General features: G+C 53.5%; 23 protein-coding genes and 5 tRNA genes. 18 read left to right on the top strand and 10 right to left on the bottom strand.

Annotated elements, in window-relative coordinates:
* The first annotated feature begins 111 nt into the window (after positions 1-111).
* A complete protein-coding gene (locus tag V5P19_RS13950; protein ID WP_334404226.1) occupies positions 112-1731 on the top strand; it encodes an ABC-F family ATP-binding cassette domain-containing protein in 1620 nt (539 codons plus the stop codon).
* A 39-nt stretch (positions 1732-1770) separates the two neighbouring features.
* Here V5P19_RS13950 and V5P19_RS13945 read toward each other — a convergent pair whose 3' ends face one another.
* A complete protein-coding gene (locus V5P19_RS13945) occupies positions 1771-2058 on the bottom strand; it encodes an HTH-type transcriptional regulator (protein ID WP_334404224.1) in 288 nt (95 codons plus the stop codon).
* Positions 2059-2389: 331 nt separating this feature from the next.
* Between V5P19_RS13945 and V5P19_RS13940 the strand changes: the two genes are divergently transcribed.
* Positions 2390-3100 (top strand): DUF3053 domain-containing protein, encoded by a 711-nt coding sequence (locus V5P19_RS13940; RefSeq protein WP_334404222.1) that lies wholly within the window; start codon positions 2390-2392, stop codon positions 3098-3100.
* 243 nt (positions 3101-3343) lie between these two features.
* On the top strand, positions 3344-3556 hold the full coding sequence (gene cspA / locus V5P19_RS13935; protein WP_006177792.1) for an RNA chaperone/antiterminator CspA: 213 nt from the start codon (positions 3344-3346) through the stop codon (positions 3554-3556).
* A 58-nt stretch (positions 3557-3614) separates the two neighbouring features.
* On the opposite strand, the gene ghrB is transcribed toward cspA, so the two are convergent.
* From ghrB to V5P19_RS13905, 6 genes are all read right to left on the bottom strand, one after another.
* Positions 3615-4589 carry a glyoxylate/hydroxypyruvate reductase GhrB gene (ghrB, locus tag V5P19_RS13930; protein ID WP_334404217.1) on the bottom strand — a complete coding sequence of 325 codons (975 nt, stop codon included), beginning with the start codon at positions 4587-4589 and terminating at the stop codon, positions 3615-3617.
* A 28-nt stretch (positions 4590-4617) separates the two neighbouring features.
* Positions 4618-5898 carry an MFS transporter gene (locus tag V5P19_RS13925; RefSeq protein WP_334404215.1) on the bottom strand — a complete coding sequence of 427 codons (1281 nt, stop codon included), beginning with the start codon at positions 5896-5898 and terminating at the stop codon, positions 4618-4620.
* Positions 5899-5977: 79 nt separating this feature from the next.
* Complete coding sequence (locus V5P19_RS13920; protein ID WP_334404214.1) at positions 5978-6916, bottom strand: sugar kinase; 939 nt, start codon at positions 6914-6916, stop codon at positions 5978-5980.
* Positions 6917-6919: 3 nt separating this feature from the next.
* The gene (locus V5P19_RS13915; RefSeq protein WP_334404212.1) at positions 6920-7669 is read right to left on the bottom strand and encodes a sugar phosphate isomerase/epimerase; all 750 of its coding nucleotides are present in this window, start codon (positions 7667-7669) and stop codon (positions 6920-6922) included.
* 104 nt (positions 7670-7773) lie between these two features.
* Entirely contained in the window at positions 7774-8790 is a 1017-nt protein-coding gene (locus V5P19_RS13910; RefSeq protein WP_334404210.1) for a LacI family DNA-binding transcriptional regulator, read from the bottom strand.
* 118 nt (positions 8791-8908) lie between these two features.
* A complete protein-coding gene (locus V5P19_RS13905) occupies positions 8909-9571 on the bottom strand; it encodes an OmpA family lipoprotein (protein WP_334404208.1) in 663 nt (220 codons plus the stop codon).
* 163 nt (positions 9572-9734) lie between these two features.
* On the opposite strand from V5P19_RS13905, the gene V5P19_RS13900 reads away from it, so the two are divergent.
* A complete protein-coding gene (locus tag V5P19_RS13900; protein WP_334404205.1) occupies positions 9735-12062 on the top strand; it encodes a molybdopterin guanine dinucleotide-containing S/N-oxide reductase in 2328 nt (775 codons plus the stop codon).
* On the opposite strand, the gene V5P19_RS13895 is transcribed toward V5P19_RS13900, so the two are convergent.
* Positions 12025-12471: an N-acetyltransferase gene (locus V5P19_RS13895; RefSeq protein WP_334404203.1), complete on the bottom strand. Its 447-nt coding sequence runs from the start codon at positions 12469-12471 to the stop codon at positions 12025-12027. The two genes, V5P19_RS13900 and V5P19_RS13895, sit on opposite strands and share 38 nt — an antisense overlap.
* A complete protein-coding gene (tag, locus tag V5P19_RS13890; protein WP_334404202.1) occupies positions 12449-13030 on the bottom strand; it encodes a DNA-3-methyladenine glycosylase I in 582 nt (193 codons plus the stop codon). The genes V5P19_RS13895 and tag overlap by 23 nt, the downstream gene beginning before the upstream one ends.
* A 162-nt stretch (positions 13031-13192) precedes the next feature.
* Here tag and V5P19_RS13885 point away from each other — a divergent pair, with 162 nt between their 5' ends.
* From V5P19_RS13885 to dppF, 9 genes are all read left to right on the top strand, one after another.
* Positions 13193-13891 (top strand): autotransporter outer membrane beta-barrel domain-containing protein, encoded by a 699-nt coding sequence (locus V5P19_RS13885; RefSeq protein ID WP_334404200.1) that lies wholly within the window; start codon positions 13193-13195, stop codon positions 13889-13891.
* A gap of 239 nt (positions 13892-14130) precedes the next feature.
* The gene (locus V5P19_RS13880) at positions 14131-15333 is read left to right on the top strand and encodes an MFS transporter (RefSeq protein ID WP_334404198.1); all 1203 of its coding nucleotides are present in this window, start codon (positions 14131-14133) and stop codon (positions 15331-15333) included.
* A 234-nt stretch (positions 15334-15567) separates the two neighbouring features.
* Entirely contained in the window at positions 15568-17262 is a 1695-nt protein-coding gene (gene eptB, locus V5P19_RS13875) for a kdo(2)-lipid A phosphoethanolamine 7''-transferase (protein WP_334404196.1), read from the top strand.
* A 91-nt stretch (positions 17263-17353) separates the two neighbouring features.
* A tRNA-Pro gene (locus V5P19_RS13870) sits at positions 17354-17430 on the top strand.
* 621 nt (positions 17431-18051) lie between these two features.
* Positions 18052-19659, top strand: coding sequence for a dipeptide ABC transporter periplasmic-binding protein DppA (gene dppA, locus V5P19_RS13865; protein ID WP_334404194.1), 1608 nt, complete (start codon positions 18052-18054; stop codon positions 19657-19659).
* 103 nt (positions 19660-19762) lie between these two features.
* Positions 19763-20782 carry a dipeptide ABC transporter permease DppB gene (dppB, locus tag V5P19_RS13860; protein ID WP_211446289.1) on the top strand — a complete coding sequence of 340 codons (1020 nt, stop codon included), beginning with the start codon at positions 19763-19765 and terminating at the stop codon, positions 20780-20782.
* Between the two features lie 9 nt (positions 20783-20791).
* On the top strand, positions 20792-21694 hold the full coding sequence (gene dppC, locus V5P19_RS13855) for a dipeptide ABC transporter permease DppC (RefSeq protein ID WP_334404188.1): 903 nt from the start codon (positions 20792-20794) through the stop codon (positions 21692-21694).
* Positions 21695-21703: 9 nt separating this feature from the next.
* On the top strand, positions 21704-22687 hold the full coding sequence (gene dppD / locus V5P19_RS13850; RefSeq protein WP_334404186.1) for a dipeptide ABC transporter ATP-binding protein: 984 nt from the start codon (positions 21704-21706) through the stop codon (positions 22685-22687).
* Positions 22684-23682: a dipeptide ABC transporter ATP-binding subunit DppF gene (dppF, locus tag V5P19_RS13845; RefSeq protein WP_334404184.1), complete on the top strand. Its 999-nt coding sequence runs from the start codon at positions 22684-22686 to the stop codon at positions 23680-23682. The genes dppD and dppF overlap by 4 nt, the downstream gene beginning before the upstream one ends.
* 43 nt (positions 23683-23725) lie before the next feature.
* Here the strand turns inward: dppF and coaA are convergent, their stop codons facing one another.
* Positions 23726-24676 carry a type I pantothenate kinase gene (gene coaA, locus V5P19_RS13840; protein WP_334404182.1) on the bottom strand — a complete coding sequence of 317 codons (951 nt, stop codon included), beginning with the start codon at positions 24674-24676 and terminating at the stop codon, positions 23726-23728.
* Positions 24677-24994: 318 nt separating this feature from the next.
* Here coaA and V5P19_RS13835 point away from each other — a divergent pair.
* The 5 genes from V5P19_RS13835 to V5P19_RS13815 all read left to right on the top strand — a co-directional run.
* Positions 24995-25070 (top strand) — tRNA-Thr (locus tag V5P19_RS13835).
* An 8-nt stretch (positions 25071-25078) separates the two neighbouring features.
* Positions 25079-25163 (top strand) — tRNA-Tyr (locus V5P19_RS13830).
* 117 nt (positions 25164-25280) lie between these two features.
* A tRNA-Gly gene (locus V5P19_RS13825) sits at positions 25281-25355 on the top strand.
* Between the two features lie 6 nt (positions 25356-25361).
* Positions 25362-25437 (top strand) — tRNA-Thr (locus tag V5P19_RS13820).
* Between the two features lie 118 nt (positions 25438-25555).
* A partial coding sequence (locus V5P19_RS13815; RefSeq protein ID WP_227507214.1) for a GTP-binding protein occupies positions 25556-25713 on the top strand: 158 nt, incomplete at its 3' end.

Raw genomic sequence — 25713 nt, 5'->3', positions numbered from 1 at the left:
TCTCGCTCTGGAGCGCCCCCCAAAAATGAACAAACACGACTGATGAATTTCGCTCCTTGCTAAACGCTACCGCGTCGGCAGGGGATGTTTTGATTTCATTCAGGAGTGCTTATGGCTCATTTTGCGCAGTCCCCTTCTTTTATTTTGCATCAGGTCACCTGTCAGTTTGCGACGGGCGATACCCTTTTTGGTCCGCTGAATTTATCCCTGGAGGCGACGCTGTGCGCGCTGGTTGGTCGTAACGGCAGCGGAAAAACACGGCTGTTACGCTTACTTGCGGGCATTGAAGAGCCTGCCAGCGGTCATATTGAGCGCGCTGGTACGCACGTCTATGTCGCGCAGCAGCACGATATTTCCCCTCAGACCACGCTTGCTGACCTGCTTGGATATCAGCAGATTTTTGCGGCACGTAAGCGCATCGACAGCGGTAATTATCTGCCTGACGATCTGGAAACGCTCGACGGATATTGGGATTTACCTGAACGCCTGAGTGACGCATTTTGCCATGCCAAACTCCCGGCGTTTGATCCTGATAAACCTGCCACAGAACTCAGCGGCGGAGAGCGCATTCGCGCTCTGCTCTGCGGTGCATTTACGGCCGGTGCGGATTATCTGCTGCTGGACGAACCCACCAATCATCTCGACAGACAAGGCCGGGAGTGGTTCTACGACCAGCTTTCCCGCTACCAGGGCGGGGTGCTGGTGGCCTCCCATGACCGTGAGCTACTGGCGCAAGTTCTGCGTATTCTGGAACTGAGTGCCGCAGGCCTGCGGAGCTACGGGGGAAATTACGCTGACTATCAAACCCAGCGCGATGCCGAACAGCATGCTGCTCGCGCGGCGCTGGAGCATGCGGCAACCGAGCGTAAACGTACGCGCGCGCGAATGCATAAAGAACATGACGACAGCCAGAGGCGTTCGGCAAAAACATTACGCACGGTAGATACCCTTAATATCGCGTCGTTTGAGCGGGTAAAATACAAAATGTCCGCAAAAGAACGTATTGGTTCCTGGAAGAAACAGCATAGCGATCGGAATGAGGCGCTGAATGCTGCGGTGAATAAAGCGCGTGAACGGGTTGAAGAGGCTAACCCGGTATTGTTTACCCTACCGGGAAGCCAGATTGCGGAGGGGAAACAGATACTGGTGCTGGAGGAAGTGGTCCTGCCCTACGCGGATGTTCCACCTCTTAACTGGCGCATGAACGGGCCGATGCGTGTTGCGCTAAAAGGGCCGAACGGCTGTGGGAAATCGACGCTGTTAAAAGCGATCCTCGGCGAAACCCCGCTGCGGTCGGGTCATTGCAGGGTGTCGGTAACCTGCGCATATCTCGATCAGCATCTTTCTCAGCTGGATCTTTCGCAATCCGTTATGACGCATCTCAACCTGAGCAATACGCCGCTGGAAGAGGGCCCACTGCGGACCCGTTTAGCACAGCTTCAGCTTGGTGCAGATAAGGTCATGTTGCCGCTCGCCGCGCTCAGCGGCGGTGAACGCCTGAAAGCGGCGCTGGCCTGCGTACTATGGCGGGAAAAGGCCACGCAGCTTCTGCTGCTGGATGAACCAACTAACCATCTGGATCTGGCATCGGTTCAGGCCATTGAAGCGGCGCTGGCCGGTTTTCCTGGGGCGTTGGTAGTGGTATCTCACGATGACGCGTTTTTGAGTAAATTAAATTTGACGCATGAGCTTAGGTGGGAAATATCGGGGTGGCGTTGTACAAGCCTTTAAACATAAACCCCCGCAGGTGCGGGGGCATTCAAACGGATACTAGGCGATATGCTTGCTGAGTACAGGGTTGGCCTGAATCAGGCGCATCAGTTTTAGCTCGGCTGGTGTGGGTTTTTCGCGTTTTGACTCCCACTCAAGCACCATGGCCACACTGACACCCATTGCTCTGGCGAATTCATCATTTTTGAGGCCTGACCCTTTGCGCAATTGCTCAAATTCTGTAAAGGGATTGGGCTTATTTTGCAGAGTAATCGTCTGCGGTACATCTTTAAAAATAATCTGTTCCAGGCTGCTCAGCAGCTCAAACTCAGGATCTTTATATTCCATTGAGAACTCCTCTTAAATCACACACGGGGATCAAGAACATCAGAGAGCCAGTTAAGAATAGCCTCTAATACGCAGGCGGGATCGTCACGCATGTGATTAATCGTGCGGTAACGATCGCTTTATGCGTTTCAGCACTCTGGATAGTTATGCTAATTAGCTGATTAACCATATATCGGCGTCGGTAGGTATTTTTTTGTAAATGGTAAGCAAGAAAACGGCAATAGCCGTTTTGCATGAAAAGAGTATCTTGCAGGCCGGACCTGGACTATCCTTGTCAGCGTTGGGCACGCGTGTGCCGGTGTGCGCTTTTTTGGGTGAAAGGAGTAATAAAATGGCGACAGGAAAGTCCTGCTCTCGCTGGTTTGCGCCTATTGCGGCGTTATTGATGGTTGTTAGCCTGAGTGGGTGTTTCGATAAAGAAGGCGATCAGCGCAAAGCGTTTATCGATTTTCTGCAGAATACAGTGATGCGCAGCGGCGAGCGTTTACCAACGCTAACTGCGGATCAGAAAAAACAGTTTGGTCCATTCGTGTCTGATTACGCCATTCTGTATGGATACTCACAGCAGGTGAGTCAGGCGATGGACTCTGGTCTGCGTCCGGTGCTGGATAGCGTGAACGCTATCCGTGTGCCTCAGGACTACATGACCCAGCGTGAACCTCTGCGTCAGTCTAACGGAGCGCTTGGCGTGCTGAGCCAGCAGTTGCAGAATGCGAAAATGCAGGCCGATGCTTCGCGTTCTGCGCTGAAGCAGGGCGACGATCTCAAGCCGGTCTTTGACAAGGTTTATGAGAAAGTGGTGACCAAACCTTCTGACGCGATGCAACCGCTGATTCCAGCCGCACAGATATTTACTCAGCAGCTGGTACAGGTAGGGGATTTCATCTCCGCGCAGGGCACTCAGGTGAGCTTCGTCTCTAACGGGATTCAGTTCCCGACGTCTCAACAGGCGAGTCAGTACAACACGCTGATTGGGCCGTTGGCGTCCCAGCATCAGGCCTTCAGTCAGGCCTGGAGCGCGGCGGTCGCCGCGACCGAATAAGAAATGAAACCCCGCTCACTGCGGGGTTTTTTATATATAGTGAAAATAAAGCTTGTCATTCATCTACCACATCGGTATAACTATCTGCGTCGGTTTGTTACACAGACCTAAAGCAGTTTAGTAAAGCAGTCCAGATTGTTATCCATAGATACCCTTCGTAGTGACCCTTCCTTCATCGCTTAGAAATCTGTAACGCAACCCATCAAGCCGGAAGGCACAATATATTTTAATAAGGTAATTTCTATGTCTGGTAAAATGACTGGTCTGGTAAAATGGTTCAACGCTGATAAAGGTTTCGGCTTCATCACTCCTGACGATGGTTCAAAAGACGTGTTCGTACACTTCTCTGCTATCCAGAACGAAGGCTACAAATCTCTGGACGAAGGTCAGAAAGTTTCCTTCACCATCGAAAGCGGCGCTAAAGGCCCAGCAGCTGGTAACGTTGTAAGCCTGTAAGCTTCCAACCCAGTAGCAAAAATTCTAAAAACCCGCCTTTTGGCGGGTTTTTTCGTTTCTACTTCTGAACCTGCGGGTTAACACAGTTCTTCTCAACTTTTCCGCCCAGCGCCGCAATCAGGTTATCCACTGCGGTAGCCGCCATGTTGTAGCGCGTTTCATGGGTTGCCGATCCAATATGGGGCAGGGCGACAACGTTGGGCAGCGTTAGCAAAGGGGAATCGTCCGGCAGCGGCTCCTGTTCAAAGACGTCCAGGCCTGCGGCGTGAATCTCACCTCCTTGCAGTGCTTCAATTAATGCTTTTTCATCTACTACCGGGCCGCGACCTGCGTTGATGAAAATGGCCGACTTCTTCATTTTCTCAAATGCCGTTTTGCCAATCAGATGATGGGTTTCGTCCGTCAGCGGCAGTATCAGGCAGACATAATCCGCCTCCTGTAACAGCGTGTCTAACTCGCAGTATCGCGCATTGAAGCGCTCTTCCGCCTCACTGTGATGACGGCGTGCGTTGTACAGAATCGGCATGTTAAAGCCAAAATGTGCGCGCTGTGCCAGCGCAAGGCCGATACGGCCCATGCCAACAATCCCTAGCGTTTTACCGTGTACGTCAACGCCGAACCAGTCTGGGCCAATGCTCTTTGTCCATTCGCCAGCTTTAACGCGCTCGGCCACTTCCACTACACGGCGGGCAGTGGTCAACACCAACGCCATCAGCGTATCGGCCACCGTCTCGGTCAGCGCATGCGGTGTATGCATCAGCAGAATTTTGCGTGTGTTGAGGGCATCAACGTCGAAGTTGTCATAACCCACGGAAACGGTAGACGTAGCACGAAGCTTCGGCATTTTGTCCAGCAAAGCGACATCCACTTTCTCGCTTGACCCCAGCAGGCCTTCGGCGCTGGCAAATGCCTCGGCGTGCTGCGCCACGGTATCCGGGCTGAGGTTCTTCACCTGAGTGACGGTGAAGTGTTCTTCCAGGCGTTTCTGCAGATCTTCAGGGAGTGCTTTATACAAAATGACGGACGGCTTCATGCTAATCTCCGTTGATTAAAAGGGTCGGTCAGGCGTGGCGTGCGCCGATGGGAACGTGTTGATTATTAGCAGGCTTAACAATCAGAGTAAGCCATACTGAGGCGAAAAGTGCTACCCCCATAAATATGTACGAGGCCGACGGGCTACCCGTTGCACCGTTCAGGTAACCCACGAACCAGGACCCGCAGAATGAGCCCAGTGCACCCATACTGTTGATCAGCGCCATGGCTCCGCCCGCCACGTTACGCGGCAGCATTTCCGGGATAATGGCAAAGAATGGGCCGTAAGGGGCGTACATGGCTGCACCGGCAATGACCAGCAAGGTGTAAGAGGCCCAGAAGTGGTTAGTACCGACGGCCCATGAGCCAATAAATGCAAAGGCAGCAATGAGCAACAATGGCCAGACAAAGAGCTTACGGTTCTGCATTTTGTCCGATGCCCATGAGCAGATAATCATGGCAATGGTTGCGGCAAGATAAGGCACGGACGACAGCCAGCCCACTTCTACCATGCCGAGGTTCTCACCACCGCTGCGGATAATCGATGGCAGCCACAGCACGAAACCGTACACGCCAATGCTCCAGGTAAAATACTGGGCGCAGAGCAGAATCACGTTGCGGGAACGGAAGGCTTCACCGTAATTACGTACCGCTTTCAGCCCCTGCTGTTCTTTATCCAGCTGCGCCTGCAGCGCGGCTTTTTCGTCTTCTGAAAGCCATTTAGCCTGTGCAGGCTTATCCTTGACCAGCACCCACCAGCAGAATGCCCAGATCACCGCCGGCACCCCTTCGATAATAAACATTTCGCGCCAGCCAAAAGACTGGATCAGATAGCCCGAAACCACAGACATCCACAGCACGGTGACCGGGTTACCGAGGATAAGGAACGTATTCGCCCGGGAACGTTCGGATTTAGTAAACCAGTTGCTGATATAAATCAGCATTGCTGGCATGACGGCCGCCTCAACGACCCCGAGGATAAAGCGAATAGCGGCCAGAGCAGGAATGTTGTTCACCACGCCGGTGAGTGACGCGCAGCCGCCCCACAGAATCAAACAGATGAAGATCAGTTTGCGCACGCTGCGACGTTCCGCGTAGATAGCGCCAGGGATCTGGAAGAAGAAGTAGCCGAGGAAGAAAAGGGCACCCAATAGAGAGGAGACACCTTTGGTGATCCCGAGGTCTTCGGTGATCCCCGCGGCAGATGCGAAACTGAAGTTGGCACGATCAAGGTACGCCAGGCTGTACGTGATAAACACGATTGGCATGATGTACCACCAGCGTTTTACTGCATTGGTCGAACTGTTCATAGGCTTGCCTCTGTTGTTGAGGTTTGTACCGCCGTTGTCTGTAGGGTACACGGTGGTTTATTTTGTCGAGAGGGGGAAATTACTCCCCAAGTTGTGCTCGTGTGGGTAACCCTTCGCTGTCGCCCTGCACCTGGATCGCCAGCGAACCAATTTTGTTCCCTCGCGCAACGGCCTGCGGCAGCGTTTTGCCTTCCAGTAAGGCGCTAATGACGCCGACGGCAAAGCCATCGCCTGCACCCACGGTGTCGACGACGTTATTAACCTTCACGGCAGCGACTGCGCCTTGCTCACCATCGGCCGTTTTAAACCATGCGCCATCGGCGCCGGTTTTTAACACCACGGCTTTTACCCCTTTGTTCAGGTAAAAATCGGCAATCCTTTCAGGCGTGTTTTCACCGGTGAGGATCATCCCTTCCTTCACGCCCGGAAGAACCCAGTCAGCCCGGAATGCCAGACGGTTCAGTTTCTCAACCATCTCCGCTTCACTCTTCCACAGCACAGGGCGTAGGTTAGGATCGAAAGAGATCGTTTTTCCCTGGGCTTTCATGGTTGCTGCGGCATGATCCAGCAATTCATACGAGCTGGCCGAAAGTGCTGCCGCCACGCCGCTCAGGTGAAGATGGCGCGCGGAGGAGAAGTACTGAGCATGATAATCGTCCAAAGAGAGATGGCTCGCCGCTGACCCTTTGCGGAAATATTCCACGATGGGATCGGTTCCATTTTCGACTTTAGATTTAAGCTGAAAGCCGGTTGCGAAGCGTCCGTCGAGCGTCACGCCTGCGGCATCAATCCCCTCTTTTTTCAGCGAATCGAGAACGAAATGACCAAAGCTGTCATCGCCAACGCGACTGACCCAGCCCACGTTCAGACCGAGACGCGCCAGGCCCGTTGCCACGTTGAGTTCTGCACCCGCCACGCGCTTCATAAAGTGTTCAATCGCGCTCAGTTCACCCGTTTCAGTGGCGACAAACATCGCCATGGCTTCGCCGATAGTGATCGCATCAATCATCTTTTGCATGGTTTACGCCTCGCGCAGCAGGTTTACGTAATGACGAGTAACGGCCGTTAAATCTGCTCCTTCCAGCGGGAATTCAATACCGCGCGGGGCATCGGCCGGCAGTTGGCCGAGCAAATCGAGCCAGCGCGCGTCGGCGTGGTCCGGCGCAACGGCGCGAAACTGCGCTTTATGCGGTACGGCGGCTTTAACGTGGATATAGCTCACGGCTGGTGCCAGATGACGTGCTGCTTCTTCGGGAGAATCGCCGACCCACAGCCAGTTGCCCATGTCGAATGTTAGCGTGACGGGCAGGGTCATCACCCGGCAGGCGGCTTTGAAGCGCTGCATCGGCGCGAGCTGGCCGCAGTCGGTCTGATCGTTTTCAACCACCAGCGCCATGCCGCTTTCATTGAGCAGGGCGCGCAAGGCTTCGAGAGGGTGCTTGTCGCTGAAATGACCCAGCGAAACCTTCAGCCACAATGCGTTTAGGGTGTTGGCTTCTTGCAGATAACGGGGGAGGTGCGGGTTGAGCGTGCCGTCTGGCATAAACAGGGCGGCGGGTACGGAGTAGCAGGCCAGTAGCCCCAGTAGCTCGATGGATTCACCCAGAGCAGATAAGCCCAGCAGCTCCTCGCCGTTAAACAGTTCCCGGCGGATCTCGACGCCGTCGGCACCTGCACCGGCAATGACAGGGAGCATCGCCCGTTGACCGCCTGCCTCACGCACCCGATCGGCGCCATACGCGGCGGTGACCACCATTATTTTTCTGCCCATTTCCACACTCCAGCAAAGACATCGATGTGTATTACGCTAGATGGAACCGGTTCCAAAGAAAAGTTCGAGATGTTGAATTTATGATCGTCATCACGAAGGGAAAATTAACGGGCGGTTGAGCCTCGAACAATCAGTTCGCCGGAGAAAACCTGTTCGCGCACGGTATTGCTGATACCTTCAATACGACGAACCACTTGTTCTACAGCGGCATAGCCGATCTGCCAGGTGGGTTGTTTGAGCGTGGTAATACCCACACCGGCCAGCTCTGCCCACTCGAGTTCATCGAACCCCAGCAAACCGATATCGCTGCCCCAGTGCAGGCCGATGCGTTTAAGAGAGCGGGCGACCTGTAGCGTCAGCGCCCCGTTGGCGGAGATCACCGCTTTACGCATTCCACGATGGCGGATGTGGAACTGACGCAGGATATTGTCGAGCTGTTCGCCTTCGTGCAGCGGCGTTTCGGCGTTTTCGGCGATCACCCCGGAATAGCGGTCCAGCGTGGCGCGAAATGCGCTTAGCCGTTCGCGGCGGGTGTTGACCATCCCCAGCGGCTCGCTCAGAAACAGAATAGCCTCGAAACCCTGCTCGATAAGATGCTCGGTGGCGGTTGTCGCCGCTTGGGTGTTATCAAGCCCGACAACATCGCAGGCGAACTCCGGGATTTTACGATCGATAAGCACCATCGGGAGGGAGGATTGCTGCAGCCTGTTCAGCCCCTCTTCGCGCATCCCTACCGCATTCACCACGATACCTTCCACCTGATAGCTGCGCAGCAGATCGAGGTAATGTTGCTCCTGGTCAACCTCGTTATTGGTGTTACAGACCAGCGGCGTAAAGCCCTTTTCGCGGCAGGCGGCTTCAATGCCGCTAAGGACATTCACAGAGTAGGGGTTAGTGATATCGGCAATGATCAGCCCAATAAGACGGGTTCTGCCGCGTTTGAGGCCGCGCGCCATGATGCTGGGACGGTAGTTGAGCTCGGCAATCGCCTGTTCAATACGTGCCAGTAGCGCATCGGACAGCAGGTGCTTCTCGCCGTTAAGATAGCGCGAAATGCTGGTTTTACCGGTTTTAGCGGCTTTCGCTACGTCGCTGATGGTGGCCCGTGTTGATTTGCTCATCGCTGATTTCCCTGAAGTGAGTGAGAACACCTTAACGGGAAAATCAACGATGGCAAGTGGTTCATGTTGGCGCGTGCGGCCAGTTTCCCCTCTCCCGGTGGGAGAGGGGAAAATACCCTTATTGAACTGGGCTTAAGGTGATCTCTACGCGGCGGTTTTGCGCTTTGCCTTCCGCCGTGCTGTTGCTGGCGATTGGGTTTGCAGGCCCCATGCCCTGAGTGCGGATACGGTTTGCCTCAACACCCTGAGTAATCAGCGAGCTGGCTACGGCGTCGGCACGCTGCTGAGACAGACGCATGTTCAGATCCTGGCTGCCGGTGCTGTCGGTGTACCCCATCACGTTCACGGCCGTCTTGTTGTACTCTTTCAGTACCATTGCAACGCCGGTCAGGGTGTTTGCGCCTGCGGGTTTCAGCGTCGCGCTGCTGCTGTCGAAGGTCACGTTGTTGGGCATATTAAGAATGATGTTGTCGCCACTACGCGTCACGCTCACGCCGGTACCTTTCATTTTGTCGCGCAGCTTCGCTTCCTGAACATCCATGTAGTAGCCTGCGCCGCCGCCCAGAGCCGCGCCAGCGGCTGCGCCAATCAGTGCGCCTTTGCCGCGATCTTTTTTGGAGGACGAGAGAGCACCTACGCCTGCCCCTACCAGCGAGCCAATGCCCGCGCCGATGCCGGATTTGCCCGCTTCCCGTTCACCGGTATACGGGTTTGTTGTGCAGCCTGAAACAGCCAGTGCACCGCTCACCAGAGCGGCAATCACGAGTACGCGTTTTTTCATCTTATTTCCTTAATCCTTTTTATTCTTTGCCACAGCGCGCGTGGCAGTTGATTATGACGTCCGGATACGGAGAAAATTCAGTGTATAACTCTGAAATTTGTGACTAACCATAAACAGCCTCATTAAGAAGGCCGTCAACCTGCACGCAACCAGGAGCGCACGCTTGAGCACCTCAACAAAAACCATTCTGACCGCCGCCCACTGGGGGCCGATACTGGTCGAAACCGACGGCGAGAATGTTCTGTCATCTCGTGGCGCCTTGCCCACGCTACATCCCAACTCGTTACAGACTGTGGTTCGCGATCAGGTCCACAGCAAAACTCGCGTGCGCTGGCCGATGGTGCGTAAAGGATTTCTGGCATCGCCGGACAAGCCACAGGGTATCCGCGGCCAGGATGAGTTTGTTCGCGTGAGTTGGGATGACGCACTGGCGTTGATCCACGCGCAGCATAAGCGCATTCGCGACAGCTATGGCCCCTCATCCATTTTTGCGGGTTCTTATGGCTGGCGTTCTAACGGCGTGTTGCATAAAGCCTCGACGCTGCTGCAGCGCTACATGAGTCTTGCTGGAGGATATACCGGCCACCTGGGGGATTACTCGACCGGTGCGGCTCAGGCGATCATGCCGTATGTCGTGGGGGGTAATGAGGTTTATCAGCAGCAAACCAGCTGGCCGCTGGTGCTGGAGCATACCGATGTGGTGGTGCTGTGGAGCGCTAATCCGCTTAACACGCTGAAAATTGCGTGGAATGCCAGCGACGAACAGGGCATTCCTTACTTCGACGCGCTGCGTAAAAGCGGCAAGCGTATCATTTGTATCGACCCGATGCGCTCCGAAACCATGGATTTCTTTGGTGACAGCGCCGAGTGGCTTGCTCCACATATGGGCACCGACGTGGCGATGATGTTGGGCATTGCGCATACCCTGGTGGAGCACGGCTGGCACGATAGCGATTTCCTCGCGCGTTGCACTTCGGGCTTCGACAAATTCGCCGACTACCTGACGGGGAAAGCGGATGGCACAGCCAAAACCGCTGAATGGGCGGCCGATATTTGTGGCATTAATGCCCCTAAAATCCGTGGACTGGCGGCGTTGTTCCATCAAAACACCACCATGCTGATGTCCGGCTGGGGTATGCAGCGCCAGCAGTTTGGCGAGCAGAAACATTGGATGCTGGTGACGCTCGCCGCGATGCTTGGGCAGATTGGTACGCCGGGCGGCGGTTTCGGCCTCTCTTATCACTTCGCCAATGGCGGTAACCCGACCCGCAAAGCCGCCGTGCTGGCCTCACTGCAGGGCTCGGTACAGGACGGCATAGATGCCGTTGATAAAATTCCGGTAGCACGCATCGTTGAGGCACTGGAAAAACCGGGCGGGTTTTATCAGCACAATGGTCTGGATCGTCACTTCCCGGATATCCGCTTTGTCTGGTGGGCGGGTGGGGCAAACTTTACGCATCATCAGGATACTAATCGCCTGATCCGCGCCTGGCAGAAACCTGAGCTGGTGGTGATATCAGAGTGCTTCTGGACCGCCTCGGCCAAGCATGCTGACATCGTTCTACCCGCCACCACTTCATTTGAGCGTAACGATCTCACCATGACCGGCGACTACAGTAATCAGCATATGGTGCCGATGAAGCGCGTTGTGCCCCCGCGTGATGAAGCGCGTGACGATCTTGATGTCTTTGCTGAACTGAGCGAGCTGTGGGAAGCAGGCGGTCGCGAGCGTTTCACCGAAGGCAAAACAGACCTGGAATGGCTGGAGACGTTCTACCAGATCGCCGCTCAACGGGGAGCCGCCCAGGGTGTGACATTGCCGCCATTTGCTGAATTCTGGGAAGCGAACGCGATTTTTGAGATGCCGGAGAGCGAGCAGAACGCGCAGTTTGTCCGCTTTGCCGACTTCCGTCGGGATCCTGATAATCACCCTCTTAAAACCGAAAGCGGTAAGATTGTGATCTACAGCGAGCGCATTGCCAGCTTTGAGTATGCCGACTGCCCGCCGCATCCCGCGTGGCTGGAACCGGACGAGTGGCACGGCAATGCCCAGCCGGAGCAATTGCAGGTGTTATCCGCGCATCCCGCGCACCGCCTGCACAGCCAGCTGAACTATACGTCGCTGCGAGAACAGTACGCGGTTGCCGGCCGTGAGCCGATCACCTTACATACCGATGATGCCAAAGCCCGCGGGATTAAGGACGGCGATGTGGTCCGCGTGTGGAACCAGCGAGGGCAGGTATTGGCAGGGGCGGTGGTCACCGAGGGGATTAAACCCGGCGTTATCTGCATCCACCAAGGCGCATGGCCGGACCTGGAGCAGAGTGAAGGCAGTCTTTGTAAAAACGGGGCGGTTAACGTACTGACCAAAGATCTCCCCAGCTCGAAGCTGGGGAACGGCTGTGCGGGCAATACGGCACTGGCCTGGGTCGAGAAATATCAGGGACCAGAACTCACGTTAACGGCGTTTGATCCGCCTGCCAGCTCATGATCCAGGTCGGGTGTTGAGTATCATCCTGCCAGGCGCTGTCTTCAATACGAAAACCCTGAGCATGGTAGAAATTCACCGCCCGCGCGTTTTTCTGGTACACCTCCAGGCTTAAATAAGGGAAGCGCTGTTGAACATGGCTCAGCAGCGCCCACCCGATACCTTTTCCAATAAACGACGGTGAAACAAACAGCGCGCCTATAAATTGGGATTGCATTACGCTAATAAACCCGCGCGGTATTCCTTCCTCTTCCCAGACCCAGGTTTCGGCGGCGGGTAGGTAGACATCCCTTACCATGCTCTCGTTCTCTTCCCAGTAGCTCGCGTCGATAAACGGATGCGCTTCGGTGGTGCTTTCAAGCCACAAACTCAGAAGCGGATCGGTATTATCACTCTGCCATTTGCGGATCATCGTGACCTCCTGGGTGACAGAAACAGTCAGTAACGTGGTCATTAACCAGTCCACAGGCCTGCATAAAGGCATAACAGATGGTGGAACCAACAAATTTAAAGCCGCGTTTTTTCAGAGCCTTAGAGAGTGCATCTGACGCAGGGGTGGATGCAGGGATCCCCGCGAGCGTCGCGGCCTGGGTGACTTGCGGCGTGTTATCGACGAATGTCCAGACAAACTCTGAGAACGATTCACCGTTTTGTTCCATCGCCAAAAAGGCGCGTGCGTTGCCGATAATGGCCTGAATCTTACCGCGATGGCGGATAATACTGGCATCCAGCACCAGCCGTTCCACGTCCTCGTCGGTCATGGCGGCGACCGCGACAGGATCGAACTGGTGGAAAACATTCCGATAGTTTTCCCGTTTTTTTAGTACCGTGATCCATGACAAACCCGCCTGCTGACCCTCAAGACAGATCATCTCAAAAAGTTTTTTCCCATCCCTTTCCGGAACGCCCCATTCCCGATCGTGATAGTCGATATAGAGCTGATCCTGGCTTACCCAACCGCAACGTTGCATAGGTTATATCCCTTATTCATTCGGTCATCGCAAAATTTTCAATCTGTCTGGCTTGACGTGTCTACTATAAAGACAATAGTTAATACAGGGCCATATGCCCTTATACCTCTTTCTCAACAATGATAAAAATCGCCGCGTTCGGCTCTTTCTGGAGTCGCTTTGATGATGATAAAAAAAATCAGTGGTCGCCATGCTGTTTTTGGCCTGGTGGGGATTTCAGCCTGTTTGTTTTTCTGTAATACAGCGATTGCCTGGCAACAGGAATATATCGTTTCAGACGCACAAAGTAATACGGCGGAACGCTATACATGGGATGCGGATCACCAACCACGTTATGAGGATATTCTTGCTGAACGTATTTACACCTCACAGAACGCCGCCGGTTTCGCTCTGAATCTGCCTTCGGGTGCAGATGCGTCAGATGCCATGAGCGTGGGCTGGAACTTTCCCGTATCCGCGAATATTTCAACAGGTCCGGTAATGGCATGGCGCTATGATGGTACAGCCCCTGCGATGGTGAACGAGTTTGGCGATACGGTGAGCACGCAATCGCTTACCGATCCGCTTTGGCACGCCAGCGTCAGTTCCCTTGGCTGGCGCGTCGATACCCGGTATGGCGACCTTCGTCCCTGGGCCCAAATTAGCTATAACCAGCAGTTAGGCGAAAGCCAATGGAAATCCCAGTTTGGTATGCCACAAACGCCCGCGCTAGCCCAAAATGGCAGCTGGATGGATGTGACCGTGGGTACAGATATCCCGTTTAATACCCATTTGGCGGCCTATGCGTCTTTGGCTCAGGGCGAAAACAGCACGACAGGGGAGCAGTTTATGTACACCCTTGGCGTGAGCGCGAATTTTTAACATTGAACGCATTTTAAACGTTGCGATAACATTTTGAATACAATAACCACGGGGCTTGTGGTGATAGCGATTACTAACTAAAGCTCGCTTTACTCCCCCGGCAAGGTCATTCATTCCCGATTCCAGGCATTTCATTCCGCCTCGCCTGCATTTCATGCCGTTTTACCCCAGGTGTATTAGGGTTTTGTTTATTGTTGTCCTCAGCGAATTCCCTTAATTTCTCTTGCAGGACAACTGCCATGAATACCTCAACATATAACCGTACACGTTGGCTGACGCTCTTTGGCACTATCGTCACGCAGTTTGCGCTGGGTTCAGTCTATACCTGGAGCCTGTTTAACAGCGCGCTTTCCGATAAGCTCGGTGCGCCGGTTAGCCAGGTCGCTTTCTCATTTGGTCTTCTGAGTCTGGGGTTAGCACTTTCTTCTTCCGTTGCGGGTAAATTGCAGGAGCGCTTTGGCGTGAAGCGCGTCACCATGGCGTCCGGCATCCTGCTGGGGGTGGGCTTTTTCCTGACAGCGCATTCAAACAACCTGATGATGCTGTGGTTGAGCGCCGGGGTGCTGGTCGGCCTGGCGGACGGTGCAGGTTATCTGCTGACCCTGTCGAACTGCGTGAAATGGTTCCCGGAGCGTAAAGGCTTAATCTCTGCATTTGCCATCGGCTCTTATGGTTTGGGTAGCCTCGGGTTCAAATTTATTGATTCCCACCTGCTGGCTTCCGTTGGCCTCGAGAAAACCTTCATGATCTGGGGCGTTATTGTCCTCGTGATGATCCTGTTTGGCGCAACGCTGATGAAAGACGCTCCGCAGCAGGAAGTGAAAAGCGTTAACGGCGTGGTGGAGAATGACTTTACGCTGGCGCAATCCATGCGTAAGCCACAGTACTGGATGTTGGCGGTGATGTTCCTGACGGCGTGCATGAGCGGACTGTATGTTATCGGAGTGGCGAAAGATATCGCTCAGGGCATGGTGAAACTGGATGCGATGACGGCGGCAAACGCGGTGACCGTTATCTCCATTGCCAACCTTTCAGGCCGTCTGGTGCTGGGTATTCTGTCTGACAAAATTGCCCGCATCCGCGTCATCACGATTGGGCAGGTGGTGTCGCTGGTGGGTATGGCAGCACTGCTGTTCGCGCCGCTGAATGAAGCAACCTTCTTTGCCGCGATTGCCTGTGTGGCCTTTAACTTCGGCGGCACTATTACCGTTTTCCCGTCGCTGGTGAGCGAGTTCTTCGGCCTCAACAACCTGGCGAAAAACTACGGTGTCATTTACCTGGGGTTCGGTATCGGCAGCATTTGCGGTTCGCTTATCGCTTCGCTGTTTGGTGGGTTCTATGTGACCTTCTGCGTGATATTCGCCTTGTTGATTATTTCACTGGCGCTTTCCACAACGATTCGCCAGCCGCAGCGCGAGGTGTTTAACGAAGCGCATGCATGATTTTCATAAGAGGCCGCAGGGCCTCTTTTTTATCCCAGCATCACTTTCAGACTTGTTATTTTGTAAAAATCTTTAACGATCACATTCTCTGCTGCCACTTTTCTTCCCCGCTGTGGTCTACTTATCGCGCTTGTAGACGTTTCTGATAACGGTTTCTCTCGCAACTACTTACTCTGTCAACTTTCTCATTGAGATTCGGCGGGTCTATATACCCCTTCCCCCAGGGTTGTTTGCATGAAATATATTAGGTCTCTTACCCAGCAAAGATTGTGTTTGATGCTGGCTGTCTATATCGGATTATTTCTGAATGGCGCGGTGCTGTTCAGACGAGTGGAAGGTTATTTTGAAGACCTCACCGTAAGAAATGGGATTTTCGCCACGATTGAAGTGTTTGGCTCCGTCCTCGCGACATTCTTCCTGTTACGCCTGCTCTCGCTTTTTGGTCGCCGTACCTGGCAAATTCTGGCCTCGCTTGTGGTGATCATCTCCGCCGCTGCAAGCTATTACATGACGTTCATGAACGTGGTTATTGGCTACGGTATTGTCGCCTCAGTGATGACCACGGACATTGACCTCTCTAAAGAGGTGGTGGGAAAAGGGTTCATTTTGTGGACCATTTTAACCTGCCTGGTGCCGCTCTTCTTTATCTGGAGTAATACCTGCCGCTATACCCTGTTACGCCAGTTGCGTACACGGGGTCAGCGTATCCGCAACGTCGTCGTCGTTCTGCTGGCGGGTCTGCTGGTATGGGCGCCAATTCGCCTGATGGAAAAACAGCAAAGAAATGTCGAAAAGGCGACGGGCGTAGATATGCCAAGCTATGGCGGCGTGGTCGCCAACTCGTATCTGCCGTCCAACTGGCTGTCGGCGTTAGGCCTTTATGCCTGGGCGCAGGCGGATGAGTCCAGTGATGTGAAATCGCTGATTAACCCGCTGAAGAAATTCAGTTACGAGGCTCCGGCAGACGGTCTCGATGATACTTACGTCGTTTTTGTCATAGGCGAAACGACGCGCTGGGATCATATGGGAATTCTGGGCTACGATCGCGATACCACGCCAAAACTGGCCCAGGAAAAGAACCTTGTGGCTTACCGTGGGTACTCCTGCGATACCGCCACAAAGCTCTCGTTGCGCTGTATGTTTGTGCGTGAGGGCGGCGCGAGTGATAACCCTCAGCGTACCCTTAAAGAGCAAAACGTGTTTGCTGTGCTGAAGCAGCTTGGCTTTAGCTCTGACCTTTTCGCCATGCAAAGTGAGATGTGGTTCTACACCAACACCCTGGCGGATAACATCGCCTATCGTGAGCAGATTGGTGCTGAGCCGCGTAACCGTGGAAAGAGCGTCGATGATATGTTATTACTTGAGGAAATGTCACAGTCTCTGAAAAGCCATCCTAAGGGTAAACATCTCATCATTCTGCATACCAAAGGTTCACATTACAGCTATTACCAGCGTTATACGCGCGATTATGCGAAGTGGCAGCCGGAGTGTGTCAGTATTAATGCCAGCTGTAGTAAGGAAGAGCTGGTAAATGCTTTCGATAACACGGTGCTGTATGTCGATACTTTCCTGAGCCGGGTAATAGACCAGCTACGCGATAAGAAAGCGATTGTGATCTACGCGGCTGACCACGGCGAATCCATCAACGAACAAGAACATTTGCACGGTACACCGCGCAAGCTGGCGCCGCCAGAGCAGTTCCGTGTGCCGATGATCATGTGGATGTCGGATAAGTACCTTGAAAACCCTGACAAAGCTAAAATGTTTGCCCATCTGAAACAGCAGGCGGAAATTAAGGTCCCTCGCCGTCACGTTGAGCTGTACGACACCATTATGGGTTGTCTCGGCTACACCTCCCCGAACGGCGGCATCAATGAAAATAACAACTGGTGCAACATCCCTGAAAGCAGCAAGAAAGCCACGCAATAGCTTCTCTGGCGAGATAATCGCCAGTTGAGTGGCTTTTTGAAATTAAGGGATTGACGGGGGCGCACCTCAGCAGTAAGATGCGCTCCGCATTCGGCGAGTAGCGCAGCTTGGTAGCGCAACTGGTTTGGGACCAGTGGGTCGGAGGTTCGAATCCTCTCTCGCCGACCACATTTAAAAAAGGGCTAACCGCAAGGTTAGCCCTTTTTGCATTAGCGATTTACTCATCCCAATTAACCAAAATGACCCTTATCCCTGCTTCTCCCTGCCTGTTAACGATTTCGTGACATAATCCATTGTATTTTTTTATATATAGATTGATCTTTTTTCGCGTTGCTTATGGATAACCTCAGCATTTTTCGCTGTGCGTTTTAACGTTCGCGGAATTTAGTGCTCAGATAATCACCATTTTGCAAGAAAATTTACCCATTCTGAATAAAAGTTAATCACTGATTGTTGCTAAATATGAAGATACTTGTGCTGCAACATGCCGAGTAGCATAAATTTCCCTGCTGAAAACTGGCACTGAAGGTTTTTTTAATCTTTGTTTGCGGTTTCTCACACTCCGCGTAAATCCCCGTCACCTGTATTGACGTTTTCACATTCTGTTGACAGATTGTAGGGCACGAGGGGCATTTCAGGGACGATCTGCGCTGCAACTCAAACGCTCTTCTGAAAGGATTCTCCATCCCTTATAACGCCTTCGGGCATCACCGACCGGACCGGGTAAAAAATAAATAAAGGTCAGGCGGCGTAACACAACAAAGCAAAACATCACATTGGAGCAGAATAATGAGTATTTCCTTGAAGAAGTCAGGGATGCTGAAGCTTGGTCTGAGCCTGGTGGCTATGACCGTGGCAGCAAGCGTACAGGCAAAAACCCTGGTTTACTGTTCTGAAGGCTCGCCGGAAGGCTTTAACCCACAGCTCTTTACCTCTGGTACGACTTACGACGCAAGCTCTGTACCGATCTATAACCGTCTGGTTGAATTCAAAACCGGTACTACGGAAGTGATTCCGGGTCTGGCGGAGAAGTGGGACGTCAGCGAAGACGGTAAAACCTATACCTTCCATCTGCGCCAGGGCGTGAAGTGGCAGGACAGCAAAGAATTCAAACCAACGCGCGATTTTAACGCCGACGACGTTGTGTTCTCCTTCGACCGTCAGAAAAACGCTCAGAACCCGTACCACAAAGTCTCTGGCGGCAGCTATGAATACTTCGAAGGGATGGGCCTGCCAGACCTGATCACTGAAGTGAAAAAAGTGGACGACAATACCGTTCAGTTCGTGCTGTCTCGTCCGGAAGCACCATTCCTGGCTGACTTGGCTATGGACTTCGCCTCTATTCTGTCAAAAGAGTATGCGGATAACATGCTGAAAGCCGGCACGCCGGAAAAAGTGGACCTGAACCCAATCGGCACCGGTCCATTCCAGCTGCTGCAGTACCAGAAAGACTCCCGTATTCTGTATAAAGCCTTCGAAGGTTACTGGGGCACTAAGCCGAAGATTGACCGTCTGGTCTTCTCCATCACGCCGGATGCGTCTGTGCGTTACGCAAAACTGCAGAAAAACGAATGCCAGGTCATGCCATATCCGAACCCGGCCGATATCGCGCGCATGAAGCAGGACAAAAACATCAACCTGCTGGAGCAGGCTGGCCTGAACGTGGGCTATCTCTCCTTCAACACCGAGAAGAAACCGTTTGATGACGTGAAAGTCCGTCAGGCGCTGACTTACGCGGTGAACAAAGAAGCGATCATCAAAGCGGTTTATCAGGGTGCAGGCGTTGCCGCTAAGAACCTGATCCCACCAACCATGTGGGGCTACAACGACGATATTAAAGATTACACCTACGATCCTGAGAAAGCGAAAGCGCTGCTGAAAGAAGCAGGCCAGGAGAAGGGCTTTACCGTTGAACTGTGGGCGATGCCTGTTCAACGTCCTTACAACCCGAACGCACGCCGTATGGCGGAAATGGTTCAGGCTGACTGGGCTAAGGTAGGCGTTCAGGCGAAGATCGTGACCTACGAGTGGGGCGAGTATCTGAAACGCGCCAAAGCGGGTGAGCATCAGGCCGTGATGATGGGCTGGACCGGCGACAATGGGGATCCGGACAACTTCTTCGCTACCCTGTTCAGCTGTGCGGCGGCCAAAGACGGTTCTAACTACTCTCGCTGGTGCTACAAGCCGTTTGAAGATTTGATCCAACCGGCACGTGCGACCGACGATCACAACAAACGTATTGAACTGTATAAGCAGGCTCAGGTTGTTATGCACGATCAGGCTCCGGCGCTGATTGTTGCTCACTCCACCGTGTATGAACCAGTGCGTAAAGAAGTGAAGGGCTATGTGGTTGATCCACTTGGCAAACACCACTTCGAAAACGTCTCTGTTGAATAATAAGTAGGGTTTTGTCCCTCTCCCAGTGGGAGAGGGAATTTACATTTTTGAGCAATACAGACGTCACGCCGCTGGTCGTGCGTCATCAGAGAGAATCCGGGTTATGTTGCAGTTCATCCTCCGACGTCTGGGACTTGTTATCCCCACGTTTATCGGTATCACCCTTCTCACATTTGCCTTCGTTCATATGATCCCCGGCGACCCGGTAATGATTATGGCGGGCGAGCGTGGTATCTCCCCTGAACGTCATGCACAGTTGCTGGCTGAGCTTGGTCTGAACAAGCCGTTATGGCAGCAATACCTCAACTATATCTGGGGTGTGTTGCACGGTGATTTGGGTATTTCGCTGAAAAGCCGCCTTCCGGTGTGGGACGAGTTCGTACCGCGTTTTAAAGCAACGCTGGAACTGGGCATCTGCGCCATGATTTTTGCAACTGCGGTGGGTATTCCGGTTGGAGTACTGGCTGCCGTCAAGCGTGGTTCTATTTTCGACCATACTGCCGTTGGCCTGGCGCTGACCGGCTACTCCATGCCTATCTTCTGGTGGGGCATGATGCTGATCATGCTGGTCTCCGTGCAATGGAACCTGACGCCGGTCTCCGGACGCGTCAGCGATATGGTCTTCCTTGACGATACTAATCCGTTGACCGGTTTTATGCTGATCGACACGGCCATCTGGGGTGAAGAGGGTAACTTCATCGATGCCGTGGCGCATATGATCCTGCCTGCGATGGTGCTGGGCACTATTCCGCTGGCGGTGATCGTACGTATGACCCGTTCCTCCATGCTGGAAGTGTTGGGCGAGGATTACATCCGTACAGCCCGTGCAAAAGGCCTGACCCGCATGCGCGTCATCATCGTCCACGCATTGCGTAACGCCATGCTGCCGGTGGTCACCGTTATTGGACTGCAGGTGGGGACATTGCTGGCGGGGGCGATCCTGACGGAAACTATCTTCTCTTGGCCTGGCCTTGGACGCTGGCTGATTGACGCGCTGCAGCGCCGTGACTATCCGGTTGTGCAGGGCGGTGTATTGCTGGTCGCGACGATGATTATCCTCGTCAACCTGCTGGTCGATTTGCTGTACGGCGTGGTGAACCCGCGTATTCGTCATAAGAAGTAAGGGGCCATCATGTCACATGTTTCTCAAAATAAAGTGGTTGCTGCACCGGTTCCAATGACGCCGCTGCAGGAATTCTGGCATTACTTTAAGCGCAACAAAGGCGCGGTAGTCGGGCTGGTGTATGTCACCATCATGATTCTTATCGCGGTCTTTGCGAACTTCCTTTCCCCATACAACCCAGCGGATCAGTTCCGTGATGCGCTGCTCGCGCCACCGGCCTGGCAGGACGGCGGTAGCCTGACGCATCTGCTGGGTACCGATGACGTTGGCCGCGATGTGCTGTCGCGTCTGATGTACGGCGCACGTCTGTCGCTGCTGGTCGGCTGTCTGGTGGTGGTGTTGTCGCTGATCATGGGGGTTATTCTCGGACTGGTTGCCGGTTACTTCGGCGGCATCGTCGATAATATCATCATGCGTATCGTCGACATTATGCTGGCGCTGCCGAGCCTGCTGCTCGCACTGGTGCTGGTGGCGGTCTTTGGGCCGTCGATTAGTAATGCTGCCCTGGCGTTAACCTTTGTGGCACTTCCCCACTACGTGCGATTAACCCGAGCGGCAGTGTTGGTGGAGGTTAATCGCGACTACGTTACCGCCTCTCGCGTTGCAGGTGCGGGCGCCATGCGCCAGATGTTCGTCAATATTCTCCCGAACTGCCTTGCGCCGCTGATTGTTCAGGCGTCGCTCGGTTTCTCTAACGCCATTCTCGATATGGCCGCTCTTGGCTTCCTTGGCATGGGTGCGCAGCCGCCAACACCGGAGTGGGGCACGATGCTCTCTGATGTGTTGCAGTTCGCGCAAAGCGCCTGGTGGGTCGTCACCTTCCCGGGTCTGGCGATTCTGCTAACGGTGCTGGCATTTAACCTGATGGGTGATGGTCTGCGTGATGCACTTGATCCCAAACTGAAGCAGTAGAGGCTCGAAATGGCGTTATTAAATGTAGATAAATTATCGGTGCACTTCGGCGATGAAGGCACACCGTTTCGCGCCGTGGACCGCATCAGCTACAGCGTAAATCAGGGCGAAGTGGTAGGTATTGTCGGTGAGTCGGGTTCCGGTAAGTCAGTGAGCTCACTGGCGATTATGGGTCTGATTGATTATCCGGGTCGCGTCATGGCGGAAAGCCTGGCGTTTAACGGACAGGATCTGCAGCGCATTTCCGAAAAACAGCGCCGCCAACTGGTGGGCGCGGAAGTGGCGATGATCTTCCAGGACCCAATGACCAGCCTCAACCCGTGTTATACCGTTGGCTTCCAGATTATGGAAGCCATTAAGGTGCATCAGGGCGGCAACAAGAAAACCCGTCGTCAGCGCGCCATCGATTTGCTGACGCAGGTGGGGATCCCTGACCCGTCATCGCGCCTCGACGTTTACCCGCATCAGCTGTCGGGTGGGATGAGCCAGCGCGTGATGATCGCCATGGCAATTGCCTGTCGGCCAAAACTGCTGATTGCAGATGAACCGACCACCGCGCTGGACGTCACTATTCAGGCGCAAATCATCGAGCTCCTGTTGGAGCTGCAGCAGAAAGAGAATATGGCGCTGGTGCTGATTACGCATGACCTGGCATTAGTGGCGGAAGCAGCGCATAAAATCATCGTGATGTATGCAGGACAGGTGGTTGAGACAGGAAGTTCACACGATATCTTCCGCGCGCCACGGCATCCGTATACGCAAGCGCTTTTGCGCGCGTTGCCGGAGTTTGCTCAGGATAAAGCGCGTCTGGCATCACTGCCGGGTGTGGTACCGGGCAAATATGACCGCCCGCTGGGCTGTCTGCTCAATCCGCGCTGTCCGTATGCGACAGATAAATGCCGTGCAGAAGAGCCGGAGCTTAACCCGCTTGCTGACGGTCGTCAGTCGAAATGCCACTACCCACTCGATGATGCCGGGAGGCCAACACTATGAGTACGCAACAACCGTTGTTGCAGGCTACCGACCTGAAAAAACACTACCCGGTGAAGAAGGGTCTGTTTGCTCCCGAGCGCCTGGTGAAAGCGCTGGATGGGGTCTCGTTTACCCTTGAACGCGGCAAAACACTGGCAGTGGTAGGGGAGTCAGGCTGCGGGAAATCCACGCTGGGCCGCCTGCTTACGATGATCGAAACGCCAACCGGCGGTGAGCTCTATTATCAGGGGCAAGATCTCCTCAAGCACGATCCGCAGGCGCAAAAGCTGCGTCGCCAGAAAATCCAGATTGTGTTCCAGAACCCTTACGGCTCCCTGAACCCACGTAAGAAAGTAGGGCAGATCCTGGAAGAGCCGCTGTTGATTAACAGCAATCTGAGCAAAGAGCAGCGTCGTGAAAAAGCGCTGGCGATGATGGCGAAAGTCGGCCTTAAAACCGAGCATTACGATCGCTATCCGCATATGTTCTCGGGTGGGCAGCGCCAGCGTATTGCTATCGCCCGTGGTCTGATGCTCGACCCGGACGTGGTGATTGCCGATGAACCTGTCTCTGCGCTCGACGTCTCCGTGCGCGCACAGGTGCTGAACCTGATGATGGATCTGCAGCATGATTTGGGTCTGTCCTACGTCTTCATCTCACACGACCTGTCTGTGGTAGAACACATTGCTGATGAAGTCATGGTGATGTATTTAGGGCGTTGCGTCGAGAAGGGGACAAAAGACCAGATCTTTAATAACCCTCGCCATCCGTATACACAGGCTCTGCTGTCTGCGACGCCGCGTCTCAACCCGGACGACCGCCGTGAGCGTATTAAGCTGACCGGTGAGCTGCCAAGCCCACTGAATCCGCCTCCGGGATGCGCGTTCAACGCTCGCTGCCGTCGCCGCTTTGGTCCTTGCACGCAGTTGCAGCCGCAGCTGAAGGATTACGGTGGACAACTGGTCGCCTGCTTTGCCGTCGATCAGGATGAAAACGGCGAAAAGCCGCATGCGTAAATAAAAAAACCGGCGATAAGCCGGTTTTTTTATGTCTGCGTTATTACTTCCGCAACCGAATCTGGTCGACTGCGTGTTTCTCACTTTTGGTGAGGATCAGGCTGGCGCGCTCGCGTGTAGGCAGGATGTTCTCTTTCAGGTTCACGTAGTTGATCTCATTCCATAGCCCGGTCGCGACGTTAATAGCCTCTTCTTCAGAGAGCTGCGCGTAGTTGTGGAAGTAAGAATCAGGATCGGTGAACGCGCCTTCGCGGAACTTGAGGAAGCGGTTGATATACCAGTTTTTCAGCAAATCTTCCGGCGCATCGACATAAATAGAGAAGTCGACGAAATCAGACACAAACACGTGATGCGGATCGTGCGGGTAATCCATTCCGCTTTGCAGAACGTTTAACCCTTCCAGAATCAGGATGTCCGGTTGTACAACCGTCTTGTCTCCCTCTGGGATGCGATCGTATATAAGGTGCGAATAGACAGGTGCAGTCACATTCGGCGCGCCAGATTTCAGATCGGAAACGAATTTCACCAGACGGTGCATATCATAAGAGAGCGGGAAGCCCTTCTTCTTCATCAGACCGCGTTCTTTTAAAACTTCGTTCGGATGCAGAAAACCATCGGTGGTGATGAGCTCCACGCTGCGGTGTTCTGGCCAGCGGCTCAGCAACGCCTGCAGCACACGTGCAGTGGTACTTTTCCCTACCGCGACGCTGCCCGCGATACTAATGATATAAGGAATGCGTTGACCGTTCGTCCCAAGGAACTGCTCCAGTACGGCCTGACGGCGCAAGTTAGAGCTTATATAGAAGTTAAGCAAGCGGGAGAGGGGGAGATAAATTTCCGCCACTTCTTCCAGCGAGAGATCTTCGTTTATCCCTTTTAACCGTGCGATTTCACCTTCCGTCAGCGTCATAGGGACGGAATCACGCAGGGCAGCCCACTGGCTGCGGTTAAACTGAAGATAAGGTGTCATTAACGTTTGCTCTTTTTTGCTCATAAGCATGCTTCAGTGAACCATCGACAAAACCGCCCGCCATGGCCCATTACATAGTTAATTTTGGACAATGGGCAGGAGGTTAACACCAGATGACAGGAATAATAAGAAAAAATATGGGGAAGCGATGCTTTACGCGGGAGCCATCACGCTACGCTATATACGGTGTAAATCACGCTTTCATGATGAATATTTAACCACGAACGACTGTTTTTACAGCACTCAGCGCTCCTTTCGCATAAAATGTGAGCGAAAGAACGTTTTATGCAATTTTTTAGTTGCATGACTGCGCAGGTCTCCATAGAATGCGCGCTACTTGATGCCGACTTAGCTCAGTAGGTAGAGCAACTGACTTGTAATCAGTAGGTCACCAGTTCGATTCCGGTAGTCGGCACCATCAAGTCCGGTGGGGTTCCCGAGCGGCCAAAGGGAGCAGACTGTAAATCTGCCGTCACAGACTTCGAAGGTTCGAATCCTTCCCCCACCACCACTTTCTGGCAGCGTTAACGCCGCCGGAGCTGGTTGAAAAAATTAGCCAGCTCGAACTTAAAAAGAGAGAAATCTCTTTTTTTGTTACAGAAAGAACTGGGTAGCCGAGTTTCAGGATGCGGGCATCGTATAATGGCTATTACCTCAGCCTTCCAAGCTGATGATGCGGGTTCGATTCCCGCTGCCCGCTCCAATACGTGCTGATATGGCTCAGTTGGTAGAGCGCACCCTTGGTAAGGGTGAGGTCCCCAGTTCGACTCTGGGTATCAGCACCACTTCACTTCTCCCTCCCGTTTCTCTCTGTTTCAATTTAAATGTATTCAACAGTTCAGGCATTTCGCCTGGTTGATGTGGTGATATCACCGATTTATCCGTGTCTTAGAGGGACAATCGATGTCTAAAGAAAAGTTTGAACGTACAAAACCGCACGTTAACGTCGGTACTATCGGCCACGTTGACCATGGTAAAACAACGCTGACCGCTGCAATCACTACCGTACTGGCTAAAACCTACGGTGGTTCTGCTCGTGCATTCGACCAGATCGATAACGC

This window comes from Enterobacter sp. UNJFSC 003 (assembly GCF_036903355.1).
Classification (GTDB): Bacteria; Pseudomonadota; Gammaproteobacteria; order Enterobacterales; family Enterobacteriaceae; genus Enterobacter.
Note: the sequence above shows the minus strand (reverse complement) of the source record. Positions and strands in the feature narration are given on the sequence as shown.

Excerpts from the sequence above, each read along its gene's own strand:
- V5P19_RS13950 (WP_334404226.1), top strand. The coding sequence starts at position 112 with ATGGCTCATTTTGCGCAGTCCCCTTCTTTTATTTTGCATCAGGTCACC.
- V5P19_RS13945 (WP_334404224.1), bottom strand. The coding sequence starts at position 2,058 with ATGGAATATAAAGATCCTGAGTTTGAGCTGCTGAGCAGCCTGGAACAG.
- V5P19_RS13940 (WP_334404222.1), top strand. The coding sequence starts at position 2,390 with ATGGCGACAGGAAAGTCCTGCTCTCGCTGGTTTGCGCCTATTGCGGCG.
- cspA (WP_006177792.1), top strand. The coding sequence starts at position 3,344 with ATGTCTGGTAAAATGACTGGTCTGGTAAAATGGTTCAACGCTGATAAA.
- ghrB (WP_334404217.1), bottom strand. The coding sequence starts at position 4,589 with ATGAAGCCGTCCGTCATTTTGTATAAAGCACTCCCTGAAGATCTGCAG.
- V5P19_RS13925 (WP_334404215.1), bottom strand. The coding sequence starts at position 5,898 with ATGAACAGTTCGACCAATGCAGTAAAACGCTGGTGGTACATCATGCCA.
- V5P19_RS13920 (WP_334404214.1), bottom strand. The coding sequence starts at position 6,916 with ATGCAAAAGATGATTGATGCGATCACTATCGGCGAAGCCATGGCGATG.
- V5P19_RS13915 (WP_334404212.1), bottom strand. The coding sequence starts at position 7,669 with ATGGGCAGAAAAATAATGGTGGTCACCGCCGCGTATGGCGCCGATCGG.
- V5P19_RS13910 (WP_334404210.1), bottom strand. The coding sequence starts at position 8,790 with ATGAGCAAATCAACACGGGCCACCATCAGCGACGTAGCGAAAGCCGCT.
- V5P19_RS13905 (WP_334404208.1), bottom strand. The coding sequence starts at position 9,571 with ATGAAAAAACGCGTACTCGTGATTGCCGCTCTGGTGAGCGGTGCACTG.
- V5P19_RS13895 (WP_334404203.1), bottom strand. The coding sequence starts at position 12,471 with ATGATCCGCAAATGGCAGAGTGATAATACCGATCCGCTTCTGAGTTTG.
- tag (WP_334404202.1), bottom strand. The coding sequence starts at position 13,030 with ATGCAACGTTGCGGTTGGGTAAGCCAGGATCAGCTCTATATCGACTAT.
- V5P19_RS13885 (WP_334404200.1), top strand. The coding sequence starts at position 13,193 with ATGATGATAAAAAAAATCAGTGGTCGCCATGCTGTTTTTGGCCTGGTG.
- V5P19_RS13880 (WP_334404198.1), top strand. The coding sequence starts at position 14,131 with ATGAATACCTCAACATATAACCGTACACGTTGGCTGACGCTCTTTGGC.
- eptB (WP_334404196.1), top strand. The coding sequence starts at position 15,568 with ATGAAATATATTAGGTCTCTTACCCAGCAAAGATTGTGTTTGATGCTG.
- dppA (WP_334404194.1), top strand. The coding sequence starts at position 18,052 with ATGAGTATTTCCTTGAAGAAGTCAGGGATGCTGAAGCTTGGTCTGAGC.
- dppB (WP_211446289.1), top strand. The coding sequence starts at position 19,763 with ATGTTGCAGTTCATCCTCCGACGTCTGGGACTTGTTATCCCCACGTTT.
- dppC (WP_334404188.1), top strand. The coding sequence starts at position 20,792 with ATGTCACATGTTTCTCAAAATAAAGTGGTTGCTGCACCGGTTCCAATG.
- dppD (WP_334404186.1), top strand. The coding sequence starts at position 21,704 with ATGGCGTTATTAAATGTAGATAAATTATCGGTGCACTTCGGCGATGAA.
- dppF (WP_334404184.1), top strand. The coding sequence starts at position 22,684 with ATGAGTACGCAACAACCGTTGTTGCAGGCTACCGACCTGAAAAAACAC.
- coaA (WP_334404182.1), bottom strand. The coding sequence starts at position 24,676 with ATGAGCAAAAAAGAGCAAACGTTAATGACACCTTATCTTCAGTTTAAC.